This is a genomic window from Bacillus sp. 16GRE42 (assembly GCF_019837435.1).
GTDB classification, from domain to species: Bacteria; Bacillota; Bacilli; order Bacillales; family Bacillaceae_G; genus Bacillus_A; species Bacillus_A wiedmannii.
Genome location: NZ_JADAXF010000003.1, coordinates 296,384 through 313,076 on the forward strand (window position 1 = coordinate 296,384; position 16,693 = coordinate 313,076).

The 16,693-nt window shown below is 34.2% G+C and carries 17 protein-coding genes; 14 read left to right on the forward strand and 3 right to left on the reverse strand.

Annotated features, from left to right (window positions below):
- Positions 1-121: 121 nt before the first annotated feature.
- From ILS93_RS17985 to bcbE, 10 genes are all read left to right on the forward strand, one after another.
- A complete protein-coding gene (locus ILS93_RS17985) occupies positions 122-802 on the forward strand; it encodes an MgtC/SapB family protein (RefSeq protein ID WP_000119503.1) in 681 nt (226 codons plus the stop codon).
- A gap of 96 nt (positions 803-898) precedes the next feature.
- Positions 899-1,420 (forward strand): GNAT family N-acetyltransferase, encoded by a 522-nt coding sequence (locus tag ILS93_RS17990; protein WP_222655388.1) that lies wholly within the window; start codon positions 899-901, stop codon positions 1,418-1,420.
- Positions 1,421-1,718: 298 nt separating this feature from the next.
- Positions 1,719-3,527 carry an IucA/IucC family protein gene (locus tag ILS93_RS17995; RefSeq protein ID WP_222661053.1) on the forward strand — a complete coding sequence of 603 codons (1,809 nt, stop codon included), beginning with the start codon at positions 1,719-1,721 and terminating at the stop codon, positions 3,525-3,527.
- A 59-nt stretch (positions 3,528-3,586) separates the two neighbouring features.
- Positions 3,587-5,425, forward strand: coding sequence for an IucA/IucC family protein (locus ILS93_RS18000; protein ID WP_222661055.1), 1,839 nt, complete (start codon positions 3,587-3,589; stop codon positions 5,423-5,425).
- Positions 5,412-6,650: a 3,4-dihydroxybenzoic acid-AMP ligase AsbC gene (gene asbC / locus ILS93_RS18005; RefSeq protein WP_222661057.1), complete on the forward strand. Its 1,239-nt coding sequence runs from the start codon at positions 5,412-5,414 to the stop codon at positions 6,648-6,650. Before ILS93_RS18000 ends, asbC begins: the two co-directional genes overlap by 14 nt.
- Positions 6,647-6,901, forward strand: coding sequence for a petrobactin biosynthesis protein AsbD (gene asbD / locus ILS93_RS18010; protein ID WP_001250755.1), 255 nt, complete (start codon positions 6,647-6,649; stop codon positions 6,899-6,901). The genes asbC and asbD overlap by 4 nt, the downstream gene beginning before the upstream one ends.
- Before the next feature lie 44 nt (positions 6,902-6,945).
- Positions 6,946-7,929 (forward strand): petrobactin biosynthesis protein AsbE, encoded by a 984-nt coding sequence (gene asbE, locus ILS93_RS18015; RefSeq protein WP_222661059.1) that lies wholly within the window; start codon positions 6,946-6,948, stop codon positions 7,927-7,929.
- 37 nt (positions 7,930-7,966) lie between these two features.
- Positions 7,967-8,809 (forward strand): sugar phosphate isomerase/epimerase family protein, encoded by an 843-nt coding sequence (locus tag ILS93_RS18020; protein WP_064474223.1) that lies wholly within the window; start codon positions 7,967-7,969, stop codon positions 8,807-8,809.
- A 126-nt stretch (positions 8,810-8,935) separates the two neighbouring features.
- Complete coding sequence (locus tag ILS93_RS18025; RefSeq protein WP_000113545.1) at positions 8,936-9,142, forward strand: alpha/beta-type small acid-soluble spore protein; 207 nt, start codon at positions 8,936-8,938, stop codon at positions 9,140-9,142.
- Between the two features lie 237 nt (positions 9,143-9,379).
- Positions 9,380-10,609 carry a bacillibactin exporter BcbE gene (gene bcbE, locus ILS93_RS18030; protein ID WP_098102692.1) on the forward strand — a complete coding sequence of 410 codons (1,230 nt, stop codon included), beginning with the start codon at positions 9,380-9,382 and terminating at the stop codon, positions 10,607-10,609.
- 53 nt (positions 10,610-10,662) lie between these two features.
- On the opposite strand, the gene ILS93_RS18035 is transcribed toward bcbE, so the two are convergent.
- Complete coding sequence (locus ILS93_RS18035) at positions 10,663-11,277, reverse strand: LysE/ArgO family amino acid transporter (RefSeq protein WP_001287293.1); 615 nt, start codon at positions 11,275-11,277, stop codon at positions 10,663-10,665.
- A gap of 118 nt (positions 11,278-11,395) precedes the next feature.
- Between ILS93_RS18035 and pdxR the strand changes: the two genes are divergently transcribed.
- Both pdxR and ILS93_RS18045 read left to right on the forward strand, forming a co-directional pair.
- Positions 11,396-12,838, forward strand: coding sequence for a MocR-like pyridoxine biosynthesis transcription factor PdxR (gene pdxR / locus ILS93_RS18040; RefSeq protein ID WP_064474220.1), 1,443 nt, complete (start codon positions 11,396-11,398; stop codon positions 12,836-12,838).
- 12 nt (positions 12,839-12,850) lie between these two features.
- Entirely contained in the window at positions 12,851-13,018 is a 168-nt protein-coding gene (locus tag ILS93_RS18045; protein ID WP_000816376.1) for a DUF3933 family protein, read from the forward strand.
- Positions 13,019-13,129: 111 nt separating this feature from the next.
- On the opposite strand, the gene ILS93_RS18050 is transcribed toward ILS93_RS18045, so the two are convergent.
- Together ILS93_RS18050 and ILS93_RS18055 are read right to left on the reverse strand one after the other, a co-directional pair.
- On the reverse strand, positions 13,130-14,095 hold the full coding sequence (locus ILS93_RS18050; RefSeq protein WP_064474219.1) for a patatin-like phospholipase family protein: 966 nt from the start codon (positions 14,093-14,095) through the stop codon (positions 13,130-13,132).
- An 87-nt stretch (positions 14,096-14,182) separates the two neighbouring features.
- Positions 14,183-14,329 carry a YjcZ family sporulation protein gene (locus ILS93_RS18055; RefSeq protein WP_000540425.1) on the reverse strand — a complete coding sequence of 49 codons (147 nt, stop codon included), beginning with the start codon at positions 14,327-14,329 and terminating at the stop codon, positions 14,183-14,185.
- 224 nt (positions 14,330-14,553) lie between these two features.
- Here ILS93_RS18055 and ILS93_RS18060 point away from each other — a divergent pair, with 224 nt between their 5' ends.
- Together ILS93_RS18060 and ILS93_RS18065 are read left to right on the forward strand one after the other, a co-directional pair.
- Positions 14,554-15,306, forward strand: a complete 753-nt coding sequence (locus tag ILS93_RS18060; RefSeq protein WP_064474218.1) for a YwqG family protein — start codon at positions 14,554-14,556, stop codon at positions 15,304-15,306.
- 146 nt (positions 15,307-15,452) lie between these two features.
- Positions 15,453-16,613, forward strand: coding sequence for a transglutaminase domain-containing protein (locus ILS93_RS18065; protein WP_064474217.1), 1,161 nt, complete (start codon positions 15,453-15,455; stop codon positions 16,611-16,613).
- The last annotated feature ends 80 nt before the right edge of the window (positions 16,614-16,693 follow it).

Consider the following 16,693-nt stretch of genomic DNA (forward strand, 5'->3'; position numbering starts at 1 on the left):
CGTTACAAATGTTTTTTCGGTTTTTTACGTTGAATGAATAGAAAAGACTGGAATTGATATCATAAAAGAGTTATAGTGAATTATTCCAAGGGAAATATTGTAAAGTAAGGAGAATGGAAATATGTCATATGAATTTTTACTCAAATTAGGTTTAGCACTCTTTTTAGGATTATTCATCGGGATAGATAGGCAGCTAAAGAATAAACCGCTTGGTGTGAAAACAAGTATGGTTATTTCTGTAGCAAGTTGTTTAATTACGATGGTTTCAATTGAAGCCGTACATGTATATTCTGTTCCAGGGCATACAAATATGGATCCAATGCGTCTAGCTGCTCAAATTGTGAGTGGGATTGGTTTTCTTGGGGCAGGTGTTATTTTACGAAGAAGTAATGATGTTATTTCTGGATTAACGACAGCTTCTATGGTGTGGGCTGCTTCAGCTTTAGGTATAGCAATTGGGGCAGGCTTTTATTTACAAGCGACGGTTGCTATGATTTTAATTATTTTAGCAATTAACGTACTTCCACAACTTGTGAAAATTGCAGGTCCGTATTCATTAAGACAAAAAGATTTATCTATAAAAATTACTGTAAAAGAGCATCATGAGTTAGATGGTATATTTAAGCAAATTAAAAATTTAGGTATGCATGTGAAACGCGTAAAAATTAAAGATATAGATAGTGGAGCATTTCAGCAACTGGAAATGGTTATTTTAGCTCCAGAAGATTTATATACAACAGAGTTATATAGTTCCCTGAAAGAGATTGATCGTGTTGTTTCAGTTGAAGTGGAAAGTAGATAATTATGATAAAAAAGAGTGAAGTGCATTCGCTCTTTTTTATTTGGATTTTTAAGGAAAAAAATTGATATAATGATGAATAACAAGGGGGGAGCAATGATGGAAATACATATTAGAAGAGCGATAAAAGATGATATACGAGGTATAGCAAAGGTGCATGTTGATAGCTGGAAAACAACGTATAAAGGGATATTTGCTGACGAATTTTTAGAAAATATAACATATGAGCAACGAGAAAAACAATGGGAAAACATTTTTCAACAAGAAGATAAATACCAATATAGATTTGTAGCAGAGACGTCAGATGAAACAATAATCGGATTCATTGACGGGGGAGTGGAAAGAAGTGGTGCATATAATTGTGATGGGGAATTATATGCGATCTACCTTTTACAAGAGTATCAAGGAATGAAAATAGGACAAAAGTTATTTCAATCTCTATTATCAGAATGTATAAATAATGATATGCAATCACTTTTAGTATGGGTTGTTACGAATAATCCTTCTAAAAATTTTTATGAAAAATTTAATCCAGAAAAAATTGATACAAAATTTTTAGAGCGAGTACAGGTAGAAGAGACAGCCTATTGTTGGAGAGATATAAATAATATTATTATGTAAACTTATTCTTTGAAAGAGGTATGCCAATTAAGGTATATCTCTTTTGTTTAACTATTTTGGATGGATTACTAATGAAAAATAGTAAGTATGTAGTTTGAAATTGAGTATTTTTTTCGTGAATTTTTAACTAGATTAAAGAAAAGAGAGAAAACAAGAAAAATTAAATTAGATAAAAAAATTCTGAAATATACTATTGAATTGAATATCGTTATCAATTAGAATCATAATTGATAACGATATTCAATTGTTGTTTATTATATAAAATTTCGATAGCTTTAATATAAAGAGGAGGACCAATATGCAGCATGCGAAACAAATCGCAGAACATGCAACATTACAAAGTTTTTTAAACTGTTATTTAAGAGAAACAGGGAGTGGAGAATGGATTATAGAGGATGAAAAAATGAAAAGTATCTTCAGTAATACGTTGAATAGAGATATAGTCCCCACATATTTATATTGTCGGCTATCGGCACAACACATTACTTTGTATGGAGAAGTTATATATAAATCAGCAACAGATCGCCATTTGTTTGGAGAACAATTTTATTATCAAATGGGAGAAAATAAGAATGTTATAAAAGCAGATTATGTTACAGTTATTACGTTCTTAATAAAAGAGATGTCTATCAACTACGGAGAAGGGACGAATCCTGCTGAACTTATGCTTCGAGTTATCCGTAGTTGTCAAAATATTGAAGAATTTACAAGGGAGAGAATAGAAGATACATCTGCATTATACGGTTTCCATACATCCTTTATAGAAGCGGAGCAATCTTTATTATTTGGACATTTAACGCATCCAACTCCAAAGAGTAGACAAGGTATTTTGGAATGGAAAAGTGCCATGTATTCTCCAGAATTAAAAGGAGAATGTCAGCTTCATTATTTTAGGGCACATAAAAGTATAGTAAATGAAAAATCATTATTGTTAGATTCTACAACAATAATTCTAAAAGAAGAGTTACGTAATGATGAGATGGTTAGTAAAGAATTTATATCGAAGTATTGTAATGAAGATGAATATTCATTACTTCCAATTCATCCGCTTCAGGCAGAATGGCTATTACACCAATCATACGTACAGGATTGGATAGATCAAGGAGTACTTGAATATATCGGTCCTGTCGGTAAGTATTATATGGCAACATCATCACTTAGGACGTTATATCATCCCCAATCAAAATATATGCTTAAGTTTTCATTTCCAGTAAAAGTAACAAATTCAATGCGTATTAATAAATTGAAGGAACTAGAGAGTGGTCTTGAAGGAAAGGAAATGCTAAATACAGCAATTGGTGAAGTGTTAGAGAAGTTTCCAGGTTTTGATTTTATTTGTGATCCAGCATTTATTACATTAAATTACGGGGCAAAAGAATCTGGATTTGAAGTAATTATACGAGAGAATCCTTTTTATGGTGAACATGCAAATGACGCTACTTTAATTGCTGGATTAGTGCAAGATGCTATACCTGGGGAACGTACTCGTTTATCGAATATTATTCATCGACTAGCAGATTTAGAAGGTAGAAGCTGTGAAGAAGTAAGTTTAGATTGGTTTAGACGATATATGAATATTTCTTTAAAGCCGATGGTATGGATGTACTTACGTTATGGTGTTGCATTAGAAGCGCATCAGCAAAATAGCGTTGTTCAGCTAAAGAATGGTTATCCGGTCAAATATTATTTCCGTGATAATCAAGGGTTTTATTTCTGTAATTCAATGAAAGAGATGCTTAATAATGAGTTGGCTGGCATTGGAGAGCGTACTGGAAATTTATATGACGATTATATTGTAGATGAGAGATTTCGTTACTACTTAATTTTCAATCATATGTTTGGTCTCATTAACGGTTTTGGCACAGCAGGATTAATTAAGGAGGAAATTCTTCTCTCTGAATTAAGATCTGTACTTGAATCGTTCCTTCCGTATAACCGTGAACCTTCTACCTTTTTAAGAGAATTGTTAGAAGAGCATAAGTTGGCATGTAAAGCAAATTTATTAACGAGATTTTTCGATGTCGATGAGTTAAGTAATCCTTTAGAACAAGCAATTTACGTACAGGTACAGAATCCGCTCGTTAGAGAAGTGGCTGTACGTTCATAAATAACGTTAAAATTTCACGTAATACAAATAATGGTATTTTTTCGTAAGGCGGGGGAGTTATGAGAGTGGACATGTATCATACGAGAATATTGAAAGCGCTTGAATCAGAAGATTACATTTCAGTACGAAGAAGAGTGTTACGTCAATTAGTAGAGTCGTTAATTTATGAGGGAATTATTACGCCAATTCGCATAGAAAACGAAGAACAAATTCTTTTTCTTATACAAGGATTTGATGAGGACAACAAAAGTGTCACGTACGAATGTTACGGAAGAGAACGAATGACATTTGGACGTATCTCTATAGATTCATTAGTAATAAGAGTTCAAGAAGAAAAACAAGAAATACAATCAGTTTCGCAATTTTTGGAAGAAGTTTTTCGGATTGTTAACGTGGAAAAAACGAAATTAGATTCTTTTATTCATGAATTAGAACAAACGATATTTAAAGATACAATTGCACAATATGAAAGACATAATAAGGTGAAATATACTCAAAAATCGTACGATGACTTTGAAAGCCATTTAATAGACGGTCATCCATATCATCCTAGCTATAAAGCGCGCATTGGATTTCAATATCGTGACAATTTTCAATATGGATATGAATTTATGAGATCAATAAAAATTATATGGATTGCAGCGCATAAGAAATATGCGGCTGTAGGTTATGAAAATGAAGTGATTTATGACAATATTTTAAAAGGTGAGATAGGCGAGCATACATTAGAAGTGTATATGGAACAAATTCACAGTGCGGGATGCGATTCAAAGCAGTACGTGTTTATACCTGTTCATCCGTGGCAGTGGGAGAATTTCATCATTCCCAATTACGCTGATCATTTACAGGATAAAAATATTATTTATTTAGGAAAATCAGAGGATGATTATTGCGCGCAACAATCGATGAGGACGTTAAGAAATGTTACGAATCCAAAGAGACCATATGTGAAGTTATCGCTGAACATACTTAACACTTCAACACTCCGTACGCTGAAACCATATTCAGTTGTGAGTGCACCAGCTATATCGAATTGGTTAAGTGATGTCGTAAGTCAGGATTCTTATTTAAGGGATAAATCGCGCATTATTTTGCTAAAGGAATTTTCGAGTGTAACGTATGATACGAATAAGAAAGCCACATATGGTTCATTAGGATGCATTTGGCGTGAAAGCGTTCATAAATATTTAAATGAGAAAGAGGATGCGGTTCCCTTTAACGGCTTATATGCAAAAGAGAAAGACGGGACACCAGTTATTGATGCATGGTTAAACAAATATGGGATAGAAAATTGGCTACGATTACTGATTCAAAAAGCGATCATGCCAGTTATACATCTTGTTGTAGAGCATGGAATCGCATTAGAATCACACGGACAAAATATGATTTTAGTTCATAAAGAAGGGCTACCTGTCCGTATTGCATTAAAGGATTTCCATGAAGGACTTGAGTTTTATCGTCCATTCTTAAAAGAAATGAATAAATGTCCAGACTTTACTAAAATGCATAAAACGTATGCGGATGGAAAAATGAATGATTTCTTTGAAATGGATCGTATTGAATGTTTACAAGAGATGGTATTAGATGCACTGTTCTTATTTAATGTAGGAGAATTAGCTTTCGTACTTGCAGACGAATATGATTGGAAAGAAGAAAGTTTTTGGATAATAGTTGTCGAAGAAATTGAAAATCATTTTAGAAAATATCCACACTTGAAAGATAGATTTGAAAGTATTCAGCTATACACTCCTACATTCTATGCTGAGCAATTAACGAAGCGTCGATTATATATGGATGTGGAATCGCTTGTTCATGAAGTTCCAAATCCATTGTATAGAGCAAGACAACTTATGAAACAAAAATCAGTTGTTACAGGGGGAAATTATGCTAATCGTTAATAAACAAGAGTATAGCAAAAGTGATTTTGATTTGAGATTACAAGTTTATGAGGAAATGGAACAATTTAAAGAAGCAGAAGGAAATAGATTTGCGCTTTGTCTGAAAGATCCATTCGATATTATTACGCTTGTGTTTTTCTTAAAAGAAAAGAAATTATCAGTATTGCTTATACATGAAGATACGCCAAAAGAAACGGCTATTGAAATGGCAAAGCGTGCAAATTGTATCGGGATATTATATGGAGAATATGGCGATTTTACGAAATTAGAAGTAGTGAACGCTTTACTCGAAGAGCCTTCTTTATTGCAATATAGTTCTGGAACTACGGGAGAACCAAAACTGATTCGTAGAGCATGGGCGGAAGTGGATACAGAAATTACGGCTTATAATGAAGCTTTAAACTGTGAAGTAGATGAAGTGCCGATTGTTATGGCTCCTGTTTCACATTCATACGGACTAATATGTGGTACGTTATCTGCAATTACGCGGGGAAGCAAACCTATCATCATTACAAATAAAAACCCTAAATTCGCCTTAAATATAGTTCGCAATACAGAAAAACATATCATATATTCAGTACCACTTATGTTACATATTATGGGGAGTTTCCCGCAAGGAACGTTTCAGTTTCATAAAATTATGACATCCGGAGCGCCTTTGCCAGAAGCATTGTTTTATAAACTAAAAGAAACGACAACATATATGATGCAGCAATACGGTTGTTCTGAAGCAGGTTGTATTAGTATATGTCATGATATGAAAAGCCATTTAGATTTAGGAAATCCACTACCTCATGCGAGTATAAGCATAGGTTCAGATGAAAATATGCCTGAAGAAATCGTAGTGAAAATGAACGATAAGGAAATTTTCACGAAAGATTTGGGGTATAAATCTGAGCGCGGCCTTCATTTTATGGGGCGCATGGATGATGTGATTAACGTTTCAGGATTAAAAGTCTTTCCTATAGAGGTAGAAGAAACGATGCTTCGACTAGAAGGTGTTAAAGAGGCAATTGTATATCGAGGGAAACATCCTGTGATGGGCGAAATAGTTAAAGCGAAAGTAATCTCTCATATTGATCCGGTTCGAATAAGAGAATGGTGTATACAGCATTTACCAGCTTATAAAGTTCCACATGAGATTGAAAGTGTAACTGAAATTCCGAAAAATAAAACTGGAAAAGTAAGTAGAAAGTTACTAGAGATGGGAGAGGTTACAACATGAGACGTGAAACATTAAAAAATGAAGTATTGAAAATTATGAAAGAAAAAATGGAACTAAAAAATGTAACGCATTTAGAAGAAACGATGCGTTTAAACCAAGATTTATATATAGATTCGGTAATGATGTTACAACTCATAGTTTACATAGAAATGGATGTAAAGCTATGCGTTCCAGAGGATGAGGTAGATCCAAAGGCATTTCTTACTGTAGGATCTTTACTTGATTTTATGGAGGAGCTACAGCCGGTATAAGAAGTAAATGTGAATAATTAACCTTTAGGAAAGTGGATGAGAATATGACTTCAATTAAAGTTCACTGTTTAGTGAGTTGTTTTTGTGAAATTATAAAAAGGCGTAGCGATATAGATTTCCGTCCATTTTATTTTGGATTATGGGACGGCGATTTTGATATAACAGAAGGCGGAATTATTTCGTATCACTCTGAAAACATTAACCATGATAATTACTTACTATGGTATGAAAAATTGTATGGTATGAAAGTGAACGAATGGTATGATCATGCAAAAGATAAAGATAGCAATGTAGAGACGTTTTTACAATTAGTAGAAAACAAGCCAGAAAATCGCTATGTCATTGTAATGGTTGATATGTCTCTATTGCCAGAGAGGGAAAATAAATTCCATCAAAAACCGTTTCCGCATTATTTAATGATATCGAAGACAGAGAAAGAAGAAGAATGGTTCATGCTAGACCCTGATTTTCGTTGGGAAGGGAATATGGAAAGAGAAAAAGTGCTTCACTCTGTTCAAGATAACCCATTTGGTGGAGGGTATTTCATTGATGTAGAAGAAATTCAGGAGCCAACAGAAGAAATGGTAGCGAGTTATTTCATAGAAACTTTCAAAAGAAATGACAATGAACTGACTATGGAGCTGAAAAATTTAATTATAAAAATGGCAAATGAAGAAGATGGGTATTCGCTTTCTGGTCTTGTAGCGGCAGTCAAACAAATACCAGTACTTGCGATTCGTAAATATAGTTATGAACATGCCTTTGCATACTTCCGTGAAACGTTGCAATATTCGGAGCAAGAGTTTGATTATTGGTGTGATCGGGTAGAGGATATTGTACAAGGATCTACAAATGTACAGTATCGAGCAATTAAAATGGCAATGACGAATAATAAAGGTATGTTATTATCAATTGTTGAAAAGTTGGATGAAATGAATGCAATTGAACTGCAAATTAAGGCTGAATTAGAGAGACAGTTTTTATCATGGAAAGAAATGAAAACAAACCAGTCTGTCTTAGCATTTTAAAAACCTAACTGAATTTAAGATAAGGGAGTTCAAACCTATGAAATATTCATTATGTACTATTTCCTTTCGTCATCAATTAATTTCATTTACTGATATTGTTCAATTTGCATATGAAAACGGTTTTGAAGGAATTGAATTGTGGGGGACTCATGCACAAAATTTGTATATGCAAGAGTATGAAACGACAGAACGAGAATTGAATTGTTTAAAGGATAAAAACTTGGGAATTACGATGATAAGTGATTACTTAGACATATCACTATCGGCAGATTTTGAAAAAACGATAGAGAAATGTGAACAACTTGCAATATTAGCTAATTGGTTTAAAACGAACAAAATTCGTACGTTTGCTGGACAAAAAGGTAGCGAAGATTTCTCGGAACAGGAGAGAAAAGAGTATGTGAATCGTATTCGCATCATTTGTGAAGTATTTGCTCAGCATAATATGTATGTACTTTTAGAAACACATCCAAATACGTTAACGGATACGCTGCCTTCTACTTTGGAATTATTAGGAGAAGTAGATCATCCGAATTTGAAAATAAACCTTGATTTTCTTCATATATGGGAGTCTGGTGCAGATCCAATAGACAGCTTCCATCGACTAAAGCCGTGGATACAACATTACCATTTTAAGAATATATCGTCAGCAGATTATTTGCATGTGTTTGAACCACATAATGTATATGCAGCAGCGGGAAGTCGAATTGGTATGGTTCCATTATTTGAAGGTGTGGTAAATTATGATGAGATTATTCAGGAAGTGAGAGATACTGACCATTTTGCTTCACTCGAATGGTTTGGACATCATGCGAAAGATATATTAAAAGAAGAAATGAAAGTATTAACAAATAGAAATTTAGAAGTAGTAACTTCTTAATATAAAATGATGTAAGAGTCTCTCATTGAAGAGACTCTTTTTTAAAAAATATAAATAACCAAAAATTACCATGTATTTAAATTGAAATTTAACACAATTTATATATAAATAAGGAGGTGATTGGTAATGGCTAGAAATCGTAATTCTAATCAATTAGCATCACATGGAGCACAAGCAGCTTTAGATCAAATGAAATATGAAATTGCACAAGAATTTGGTGTACAACTTGGAGCTGACACTTCTTCACGTGCAAACGGTTCTGTAGGCGGTGAAATTACAAAACGTCTAGTAGCGATGGCAGAACAACAACTTGGTGGCGGATATACTCGCTAATTGTAGAAGGTTATAGGAGAAAGGAAGGATTCTTCCTTTCTTTTTTTTTCAATTAATTGGTATGAATATATTGCGAACTGAATTCAAAGAATAGGAATAATACTATATTTTCCCCAATTTCTTTTGTTGTAAATGGGAAGTAGTAAAGATGTAATAGCCCTGGTGGAATGAAAAATTACGTTCCAGCAGGGCTATTATATGGTCAGAAATATACGATGAAAGGGTTCCGAAGCCAACATGTTAAAAAAAGAAAACTGTTGTTTAATTGCGCTTGCATCAGTTCCACTTGTTATGACATTAGGGAATTCAATGCTCATTCCAATCCTACCGACTATCGAAAAGGAATTACATATTTCATCGTTTCAAGTATCCATGATTATTACAATTTACTCTATTGTAGCCATTTTACTTATACCGATTGCTGGTTATTTATCAGATCGATGGGGACGAAAGATGATAATGGTTCCGAGTTTGCTGATTGCGGCTATAGGAGGAGCGATAACTGGTTGGGTATCATGGAAAGTTGATAATCCCTACACTTGGATATTGATTGGTAGAGCGATTCAAGGTATTGGTGCTGCTGGTGCAATGCCAGTTGTTATACCGTGTGTTGGTGATTTATACAAAGATGAAAAACAAGTTAGTACAGGTTTAGGAATCATTGAAACATCCAATACATTTGGAAAAGTGCTGAGCCCTATTTTAGGATCTGCTCTTGCTGCCATTGTATGGTTCTTACCATTTTGGGCGATTCCAGTTTTATGCGTAGTATCAATTGTTTTATTACTTGTTCTAGTAAAGGCAAAGAAACAAGAAGGAGAAGTACCGCCACTTAAAGAGTTTATAAAATCTATTATCTCTACGTTTCGAGAAAAGGGAAGATGGTTAATTGCCATTTTTGTATTAGGTGCAATTATTATGCTTATTTTATTCGGAATTCTCTTTTATTTGTCGACTATACTGGAATCAAAGTATGACATACATGGTATATGGAAAGGTTGTGTACTTGCCATCCCGTTACTTGTACTGTCACTTAGTTCATATATGGCGGGTAAAAAAATTGGAGATAATCAAAATGTAATGAAGAAGTGTATTTATATTGGTTTTTTAATGGCAGCTGCATCAGTCATCATTCCTTTATTTATAAAAGGGATCTATTTACTACTTCTTTGTCTTGTTATTATGGGGATAGGAATTGGTATGGCACTCCCATGTTTAGACGCCCTAATTACACAAGGAATTGAAAAGGAGCAAAGGGGGACAGTTACGTCATTTTATAGTTCAATGCGATTTATCGGTGTAGCAGCTGGACCACCTCTATATTCTTTTTTCATGAAGGGTGCTGACCATGAAGTGTTTTATGTAACTAGTATTTTCGCTGGTATTGGTGCTGTTATAGCAATGATTTGGATTAAACCAGCAAAAGATGCAAAGACGGTAAAACAGAAAACGGAACCTACTTCATAATCTGTAAGAGAATTGCATGGTGTTTTAAGGAACATGCAATTCTCTTTCGTTCATTAAGAATACATAACTTGTTTTAACATATAAAGCGCGACGCCCCAAATGATGAGACCCGAAAACTTATTTAATAATACGATTGTCTTTCCAGTTGAGTCTATTCTTTTTAGAAATTTCCCCGCTAAGGCTAAGCTTATAAACCAAATCCAAGAAACGATAATAGTTGCAAGTGTGAAAGCCCATTTTTCACTTCCTATGTATTGAATAGAATTTGTTCCGATTACACCGATTGTATCTAAAATTGCATGTGGATTTAATAACGAAACCGATGCAGCAAAAAGGATTTGCTTTTTTAATGGCATACTGTTTTCTTTTTTTATATCGTTGGAAGGGTTACTTCTCCAAATAACAAAGCCCATATATAGGAGAAAGAAAAATCCAATTATATATAACGTGTTAGTTAGCCAAGAAAAAGTAAGGAGTATAAGGGAGACACCCTGCACTGCAATCAATATGAGTAACGTATCACATATAGAGGCAGTTAATACTACAGGGGCTGCCCTCCAAATGTTTGGTTGGCTCGCACCTTGGTTAAAGACGAAAACATTTTGGACACCTAATGGAATGATAAGACCAAATGCAAGAATGATACCATGAATAATTGCTTCACTCATCATATTACCTCCTATTTTAATTCAGTATGATAGTGTATATTGTATAGAAGAAATGAAAATTTGTATCCATCCATATGGTTGGAGAGGTTACCAACCAAAAAGAATATAAGGTGATATGATGGAAAGATTCGTTTGGAAACCGAATATGTCTCTAGCGACTCCTCTGTATAAACAAATAGAAACGTATATAAAAGAAAGAATCGTTAATGGAGAATGGACTGTTGGAACGAAATTACCTTCACAAAGAGATTTGGCACATACATTCGGTGTGAACCGGAGTACAATTGTAATGGCTTTCGATGAACTAGTGGCAAAGGGATACATTGAAGGAAATGGCAGGAAAGGAACAATTGTTGTAAATAATAATGAGAATGCTTCAACGTACGCGCCCCCACCTAATTGGCAGTCTTATGTAGAAACAGGACTTCATTATCCGAATCTGCCTGCTATTCAAGAGATTAATCAAGCTGAATTTTATCCGCATGTAATTCGTTTAGGAACCGGGGAGCTCGCGCCAAGTCTTTTACCTGAAAAAAAGATGAAAGAGATTATGAATAAGCTTTTAGCATCAAAGGTGACACTTGGCTATGAAGAGCCGAAAGGAAGTCTCTCTTTAAGGGAAAAGATTGCGGACTATTTAAAAGGACATGGTATAGATGTAACTCCTGATTCTATATTAATTGTTTCAGGAGCGATTCAAGCGTTGCAACTTATTTCTATGGGGCTTCTTCCAAAAGGGGCATCCATCTTATTAGAAAAACCATCTTATTTATATTCTCTTAATGTTTTTCAATCAGCAGGAATGCGTTTAATTGGTATACCAATGGATGAGAACGGTTTACATGCATCATATATTACGAAATATAAGAAGCAATTTAATGCATCTATTTTATATACAATCCCGTCTTTTCATAATCCGACGAACTTTAGTATGAATGCGAAGAAACGAATAGAAGTGATGGAAATATGTAACGAAATTGGTTTGCCTATTATAGAAGACGCGGTGTACCAAGACTTATGGTTTGATGAGCCTGTTTCAAAGCCTTTAAAAGCATATGATAAAAACGGAATTGTACTACATATTGGGAGTATGTCTAAAGTTATTAGTCCAGGGTTAAGAATTGGATGGATTGTTGGATCTGAGCCAGTCATTCAAAGATTGGCAGACATAAAAATGCAAACAGATTATGGTTCAAGTTCTATATCCCAGCAAATTGCAGCGGAATGGTTTGCAGATGGATTGTATGATGAACATTTACAGTTTGTAAGAACTAAGTTGAAAAAACGTAGAGATTTTATGTTGCAAATGTTAGAGAAATATTGTCGTGATATAGCAACATGGTATGAACCGACAGGTGGTTTTTATATTTGGTTACATATGAATGTACCCGTTTCGAACCGTAGCTTATTCGACAAAGCTTTGAAAGAAAAGATTTTATTAAATCCAGGTACTTTGTATGATAGAAGTGCAAACCAATTTTTGCGTCTATCCTATTCATACGCAACGTTAGAAGAAATTGAAATAGGTATCAAAAAACTTGCACAACTAATGAAAAAGTAAGAGGAGAAAATAATGAAACAATACGTAATTTGCCAAATTATCAATGGAGAAAAATATTTAGCTGCTTATGCGGAGTCGAAGCAGGATGCAATTGAAAAAGCAGAATTGTTAGGATTACGAACGGGAAATCGATACACAGTTATTACTGCGGAAGAAGCTGAAGGGTTAACGTATCCTTAAGCAACGAATAATAATGATGAAGCAGGAAGTAAATAAGCCTAGTAATCTATGATATTACTAGGCTTATTTTTTTTGAAAGCGTTACGTGTTCTCGTATGAAAAATAATAGTATTATGAGTCAAGTTGACGGAAATACCGATTTGTTTTTCGGTCCTGATTTCCGTTTCTATAGTCATCAATATATTGTCTGAAGTTCCAAGATTGTAAAAACTTATTTGCGGCGTTATAACCAGAATTGTAAAGCCACTCTTTTTCTTCCTTTGTTAACTCAAAGTTTGTACTTGTAATGGATCCTGTTGGAATTGTAATTGTTCTTGCTTTTGATTCCTTATCTAAATGACGTAAATCATGGGCTTGCATCATTGTTTTAAAAAGTCCTTTGAACATGGAGATAGGCTCGTTATAATGGGCAGGGTCAGCTTGAATCTCATCTTTTACGAAATGAAATCCAAATGTTGGCCAGCGAGGAGAGGAAGGTGAGTCGAAAATCCAAATTGGGTAATTGCTTAAAATCCCTCCATCAACCATATAACAAGGTTGCTTCCATTTTGGGGTTCTCCATTTTACCGGTTCAAAGAAGAAAGGGATTGTACTACTCATTCTTACAGCTTTAGCAATAGAGAAGCGATAATTTAAAAATCCGTAGTTTGGTAAGTCATCAGGAAAGATAACCATTTTACCATTACTTATATCAGAAGCGATAATTTTAAGTTTATTTAAATCAGGTAAATCTGTAAATAAGTGAACTCCTTTTTTTCGAAGTAATTCTTCAATCCATTCTTCTATAAATATATTAGAGTAAATACCAAGAGTAGTCCATGCGCTTAATCCTTTTCCGATAAAGGGGATTCTGTCAATAAAGGTTCTCTTCGTAAATGTATTATAATCGATATCAGTTATAATCGTTTTTAACTCTGAACAAGAATATCCTGCTGCTAGGAGCGCAGCGATAATGGAACCAGCTGATGTTCCAGCTACACGCTCCCATTCATAGCCTTTTTCAGCTAACGCGCAAATTGCCCCTACATGTGCAATCCCGCGTACACCGCCTCCTTCAAAAACACCATCAATCTTCATCAATCATACTTCCTTTCGAATAAAAGATTTGAAAATGGAAAAAAAGCACGTATTGTACGTGCTTTTTTACAATAGTTTTTAAATTTACTAGCAGCCTACAAAGCCGCCCCAACAGCTAGCTCCGATGATGATTAGAAGGATAAATAAAACGATTAATAAAGCGAAACCTCCATAACCACATCCACCACAACTACCGCCGTAACCGTAACCGCCGCAACTATATCCGTAACCCATGTGGAATTCCTCCTTAAATTAAAAATAAAAATGGACGAGGGGAAAATGTACTGGAAGAAATAATGAACTATCGTGTTTGTAGGAACAATGTATACTATGCTTTTTTTAACTTGTTCGCGTATGAAGGAAGAGCCCGTTTTTTTGGAGGCTTGTTGTTTTTACAAAGAATGGAGTATAATTTTTGTGCGATGATACAAATAAGTATGTAAATATAAGGAGAATTTATGAATAAACAAATTGAAGTATTAATTGATAAATATGGGCTGACACATTTAAAAGAAGAACTTATTAATACTGTATTTCCTAGTGTGAAAGTTGTGCCAAAGCAGGAGGAAACAGTTGCGGTAGGTAGTTCGAAAATGGGAGGAGTTCCTGATTTACCATCTGCATTTGAATACCCAATGTACAAAGGAAACCCGTTACAGTTTATCGCTCAATTTAATTTAAATGATTTACAAAATGTTGGTATGGAGCACAATCTACCTAAGACAGGAATATTATACTTTTTCAGCGTTGAAAATTACTTTGAAGAAGATGTGAATCCAACTGAAGCGGGACGTGTACTTTATTATGATGTTCCTGTAGAGCAATTACGAAGGGCCGATGAATTGCAAACAAATTATAACCAGTGTGCAACTACTTTTGAACTGACATATAAATTGCCAGAGCTTTTCATTGAAGATGAGGCTGATTCAGATCGTTTCTTACAATTGCTTGAAGAGTTAATTCCAGATAACTACGATAACCATCAAATGTTTGGTGAGCCATTCTCTGTACAAGAGGAAGTATTATATGAGACAGGAGAATATATGGGGATCGACCCGCAGCAAATGACACTTCTATTCCAAATTGACTCAGATACTAAAAATTGTAATATGATGTGGGGAGATTTAGGGATGCTTTATTTCTGTATTGGAAATGAAGACTTGAAAAATCAACGTTTTGAAAATGCATGTTGCGTATTACAAACTTGTTAAGAAAAAAGGTTGTTCTTGTAAAAAGAACAACCTTTTTACAATGTTAAATATGCATAATCTCATATGACCTATACGAAAAAGTATTGTATACTCTGAAACTATACGATACTTTTTTCGTATAGTTATAGAATGTAAGGAGTGACGAGATGGGAAAGACAAGTAAGTATGTGACAGCTACCCTGCTTTGTTCAACAATAGTAATGGGAGGCTTACAGGCGTCATCTGTATCTTATGCAGCTACGAATTCAACTGTAGCGACATCACAATCAGATGCAAAGTTGTTAAATGATGTTAGAAAAGAATTAAAAAAACAGGTTGATAATCGAGAAGAAAATATTACAATCACATATAAATCAAAAGATAGAAATGCTAGAAATGTTATGGACCAATTGTATGGCGAGTTTAATAAAGTTGTAGACGCAGATGAGTATGTAAAATATAATGTAGCGTCTACTAAATATTCTATTAAAGGGTTACCAGGAAACTATACGTTTACACTGCAAGTGAAATACCGTGAATCAAAAGAGCAAACACAATATGTGAAATCTCAGGCAAAAGCAATTATCGGTTCAATTGTAAAACCAGGAATGGATGAGCATGAGAAAGTAAAAGCTATTCACGATTATGTTGTGAAACATGTATCTTATGATACGTCTTATAAAGCGTATACAGCATATGAAGCATTAGCGAATCGTTCTGCCGTTTGCCAAGGATATACGTTATTAACATATGAATTGCTACAAGAAGCGGGTATCCAAAATCATATTGTAACAGGTACAGGAAATGGACAAGCTCACGCATGGAATATAGTGAACATTGAAAACAAATGGTACCACCTTGATACGACATTCGATGATCCAGTACCGGATAAAGCTGGGCGCGTAACATATTCATATTTTAATATGTCTGACGAGCAATTAAGTAAAGATCATGAATGGGATCGTAGTAAATACCCGGCGGCAACTACAAGTTACTTTAATGAATTAACAAACAAAATAAAAGCGGATAGTTCAAAAACTGCTACGTATGAACAAATGTTAAAAGAAACAAATTTAAAATATTTGTCTGCACAATACGGAGCAGATAATTATAGTGAATTTAAGAAAAAATTACAGCAACAATTCGCTTCTAAACCAGAAAAGGTAGAAGTACGATATAAGCAATCTATGGATGGAACGATGCAAGATATAAAGAAAGTGTTAAATGAAATAAATTGGCCAAAAGGTGCAAAACGTGTATCTTATGAAGTAGCACCATATAGTGCAATGGCAGATTATTCATTAGCGACAATTACATTTACTTATTAATTAAGAAGAGCATCTTGGAAAGGTGCTCTTTTTATTATGTATCACTTTAAAAAACAGAATTGTGTGATAAAATATAAAAA

Excerpts from the sequence above, each read along its gene's own strand:
- ILS93_RS17985 (WP_000119503.1), top strand. The coding sequence starts at position 122 with ATGTCATATGAATTTTTACTCAAATTAGGTTTAGCACTCTTTTTAGGA.
- ILS93_RS17990 (WP_222655388.1), top strand. The coding sequence starts at position 899 with ATGGAAATACATATTAGAAGAGCGATAAAAGATGATATACGAGGTATA.
- ILS93_RS17995 (WP_222661053.1), top strand. The coding sequence starts at position 1,719 with ATGCAGCATGCGAAACAAATCGCAGAACATGCAACATTACAAAGTTTT.
- ILS93_RS18000 (WP_222661055.1), top strand. The coding sequence starts at position 3,587 with ATGAGAGTGGACATGTATCATACGAGAATATTGAAAGCGCTTGAATCA.
- asbC (WP_222661057.1), top strand. The coding sequence starts at position 5,412 with ATGCTAATCGTTAATAAACAAGAGTATAGCAAAAGTGATTTTGATTTG.
- asbD (WP_001250755.1), top strand. The coding sequence starts at position 6,647 with ATGAGACGTGAAACATTAAAAAATGAAGTATTGAAAATTATGAAAGAA.
- asbE (WP_222661059.1), top strand. The coding sequence starts at position 6,946 with ATGACTTCAATTAAAGTTCACTGTTTAGTGAGTTGTTTTTGTGAAATT.
- ILS93_RS18020 (WP_064474223.1), top strand. The coding sequence starts at position 7,967 with ATGAAATATTCATTATGTACTATTTCCTTTCGTCATCAATTAATTTCA.
- ILS93_RS18025 (WP_000113545.1), top strand. The coding sequence starts at position 8,936 with ATGGCTAGAAATCGTAATTCTAATCAATTAGCATCACATGGAGCACAA.
- bcbE (WP_098102692.1), top strand. The coding sequence starts at position 9,380 with ATGTTAAAAAAAGAAAACTGTTGTTTAATTGCGCTTGCATCAGTTCCA.
- ILS93_RS18035 (WP_001287293.1), bottom strand. The coding sequence starts at position 11,277 with ATGAGTGAAGCAATTATTCATGGTATCATTCTTGCATTTGGTCTTATC.
- pdxR (WP_064474220.1), top strand. The coding sequence starts at position 11,396 with ATGGAAAGATTCGTTTGGAAACCGAATATGTCTCTAGCGACTCCTCTG.
- ILS93_RS18045 (WP_000816376.1), top strand. The coding sequence starts at position 12,851 with ATGAAACAATACGTAATTTGCCAAATTATCAATGGAGAAAAATATTTA.
- ILS93_RS18050 (WP_064474219.1), bottom strand. The coding sequence starts at position 14,095 with ATGAAGATTGATGGTGTTTTTGAAGGAGGCGGTGTACGCGGGATTGCA.
- ILS93_RS18055 (WP_000540425.1), bottom strand. The coding sequence starts at position 14,329 with ATGGGTTACGGATATAGTTGCGGCGGTTACGGTTACGGCGGTAGTTGT.
- ILS93_RS18060 (WP_064474218.1), top strand. The coding sequence starts at position 14,554 with ATGAATAAACAAATTGAAGTATTAATTGATAAATATGGGCTGACACAT.
- ILS93_RS18065 (WP_064474217.1), top strand. The coding sequence starts at position 15,453 with ATGGGAAAGACAAGTAAGTATGTGACAGCTACCCTGCTTTGTTCAACA.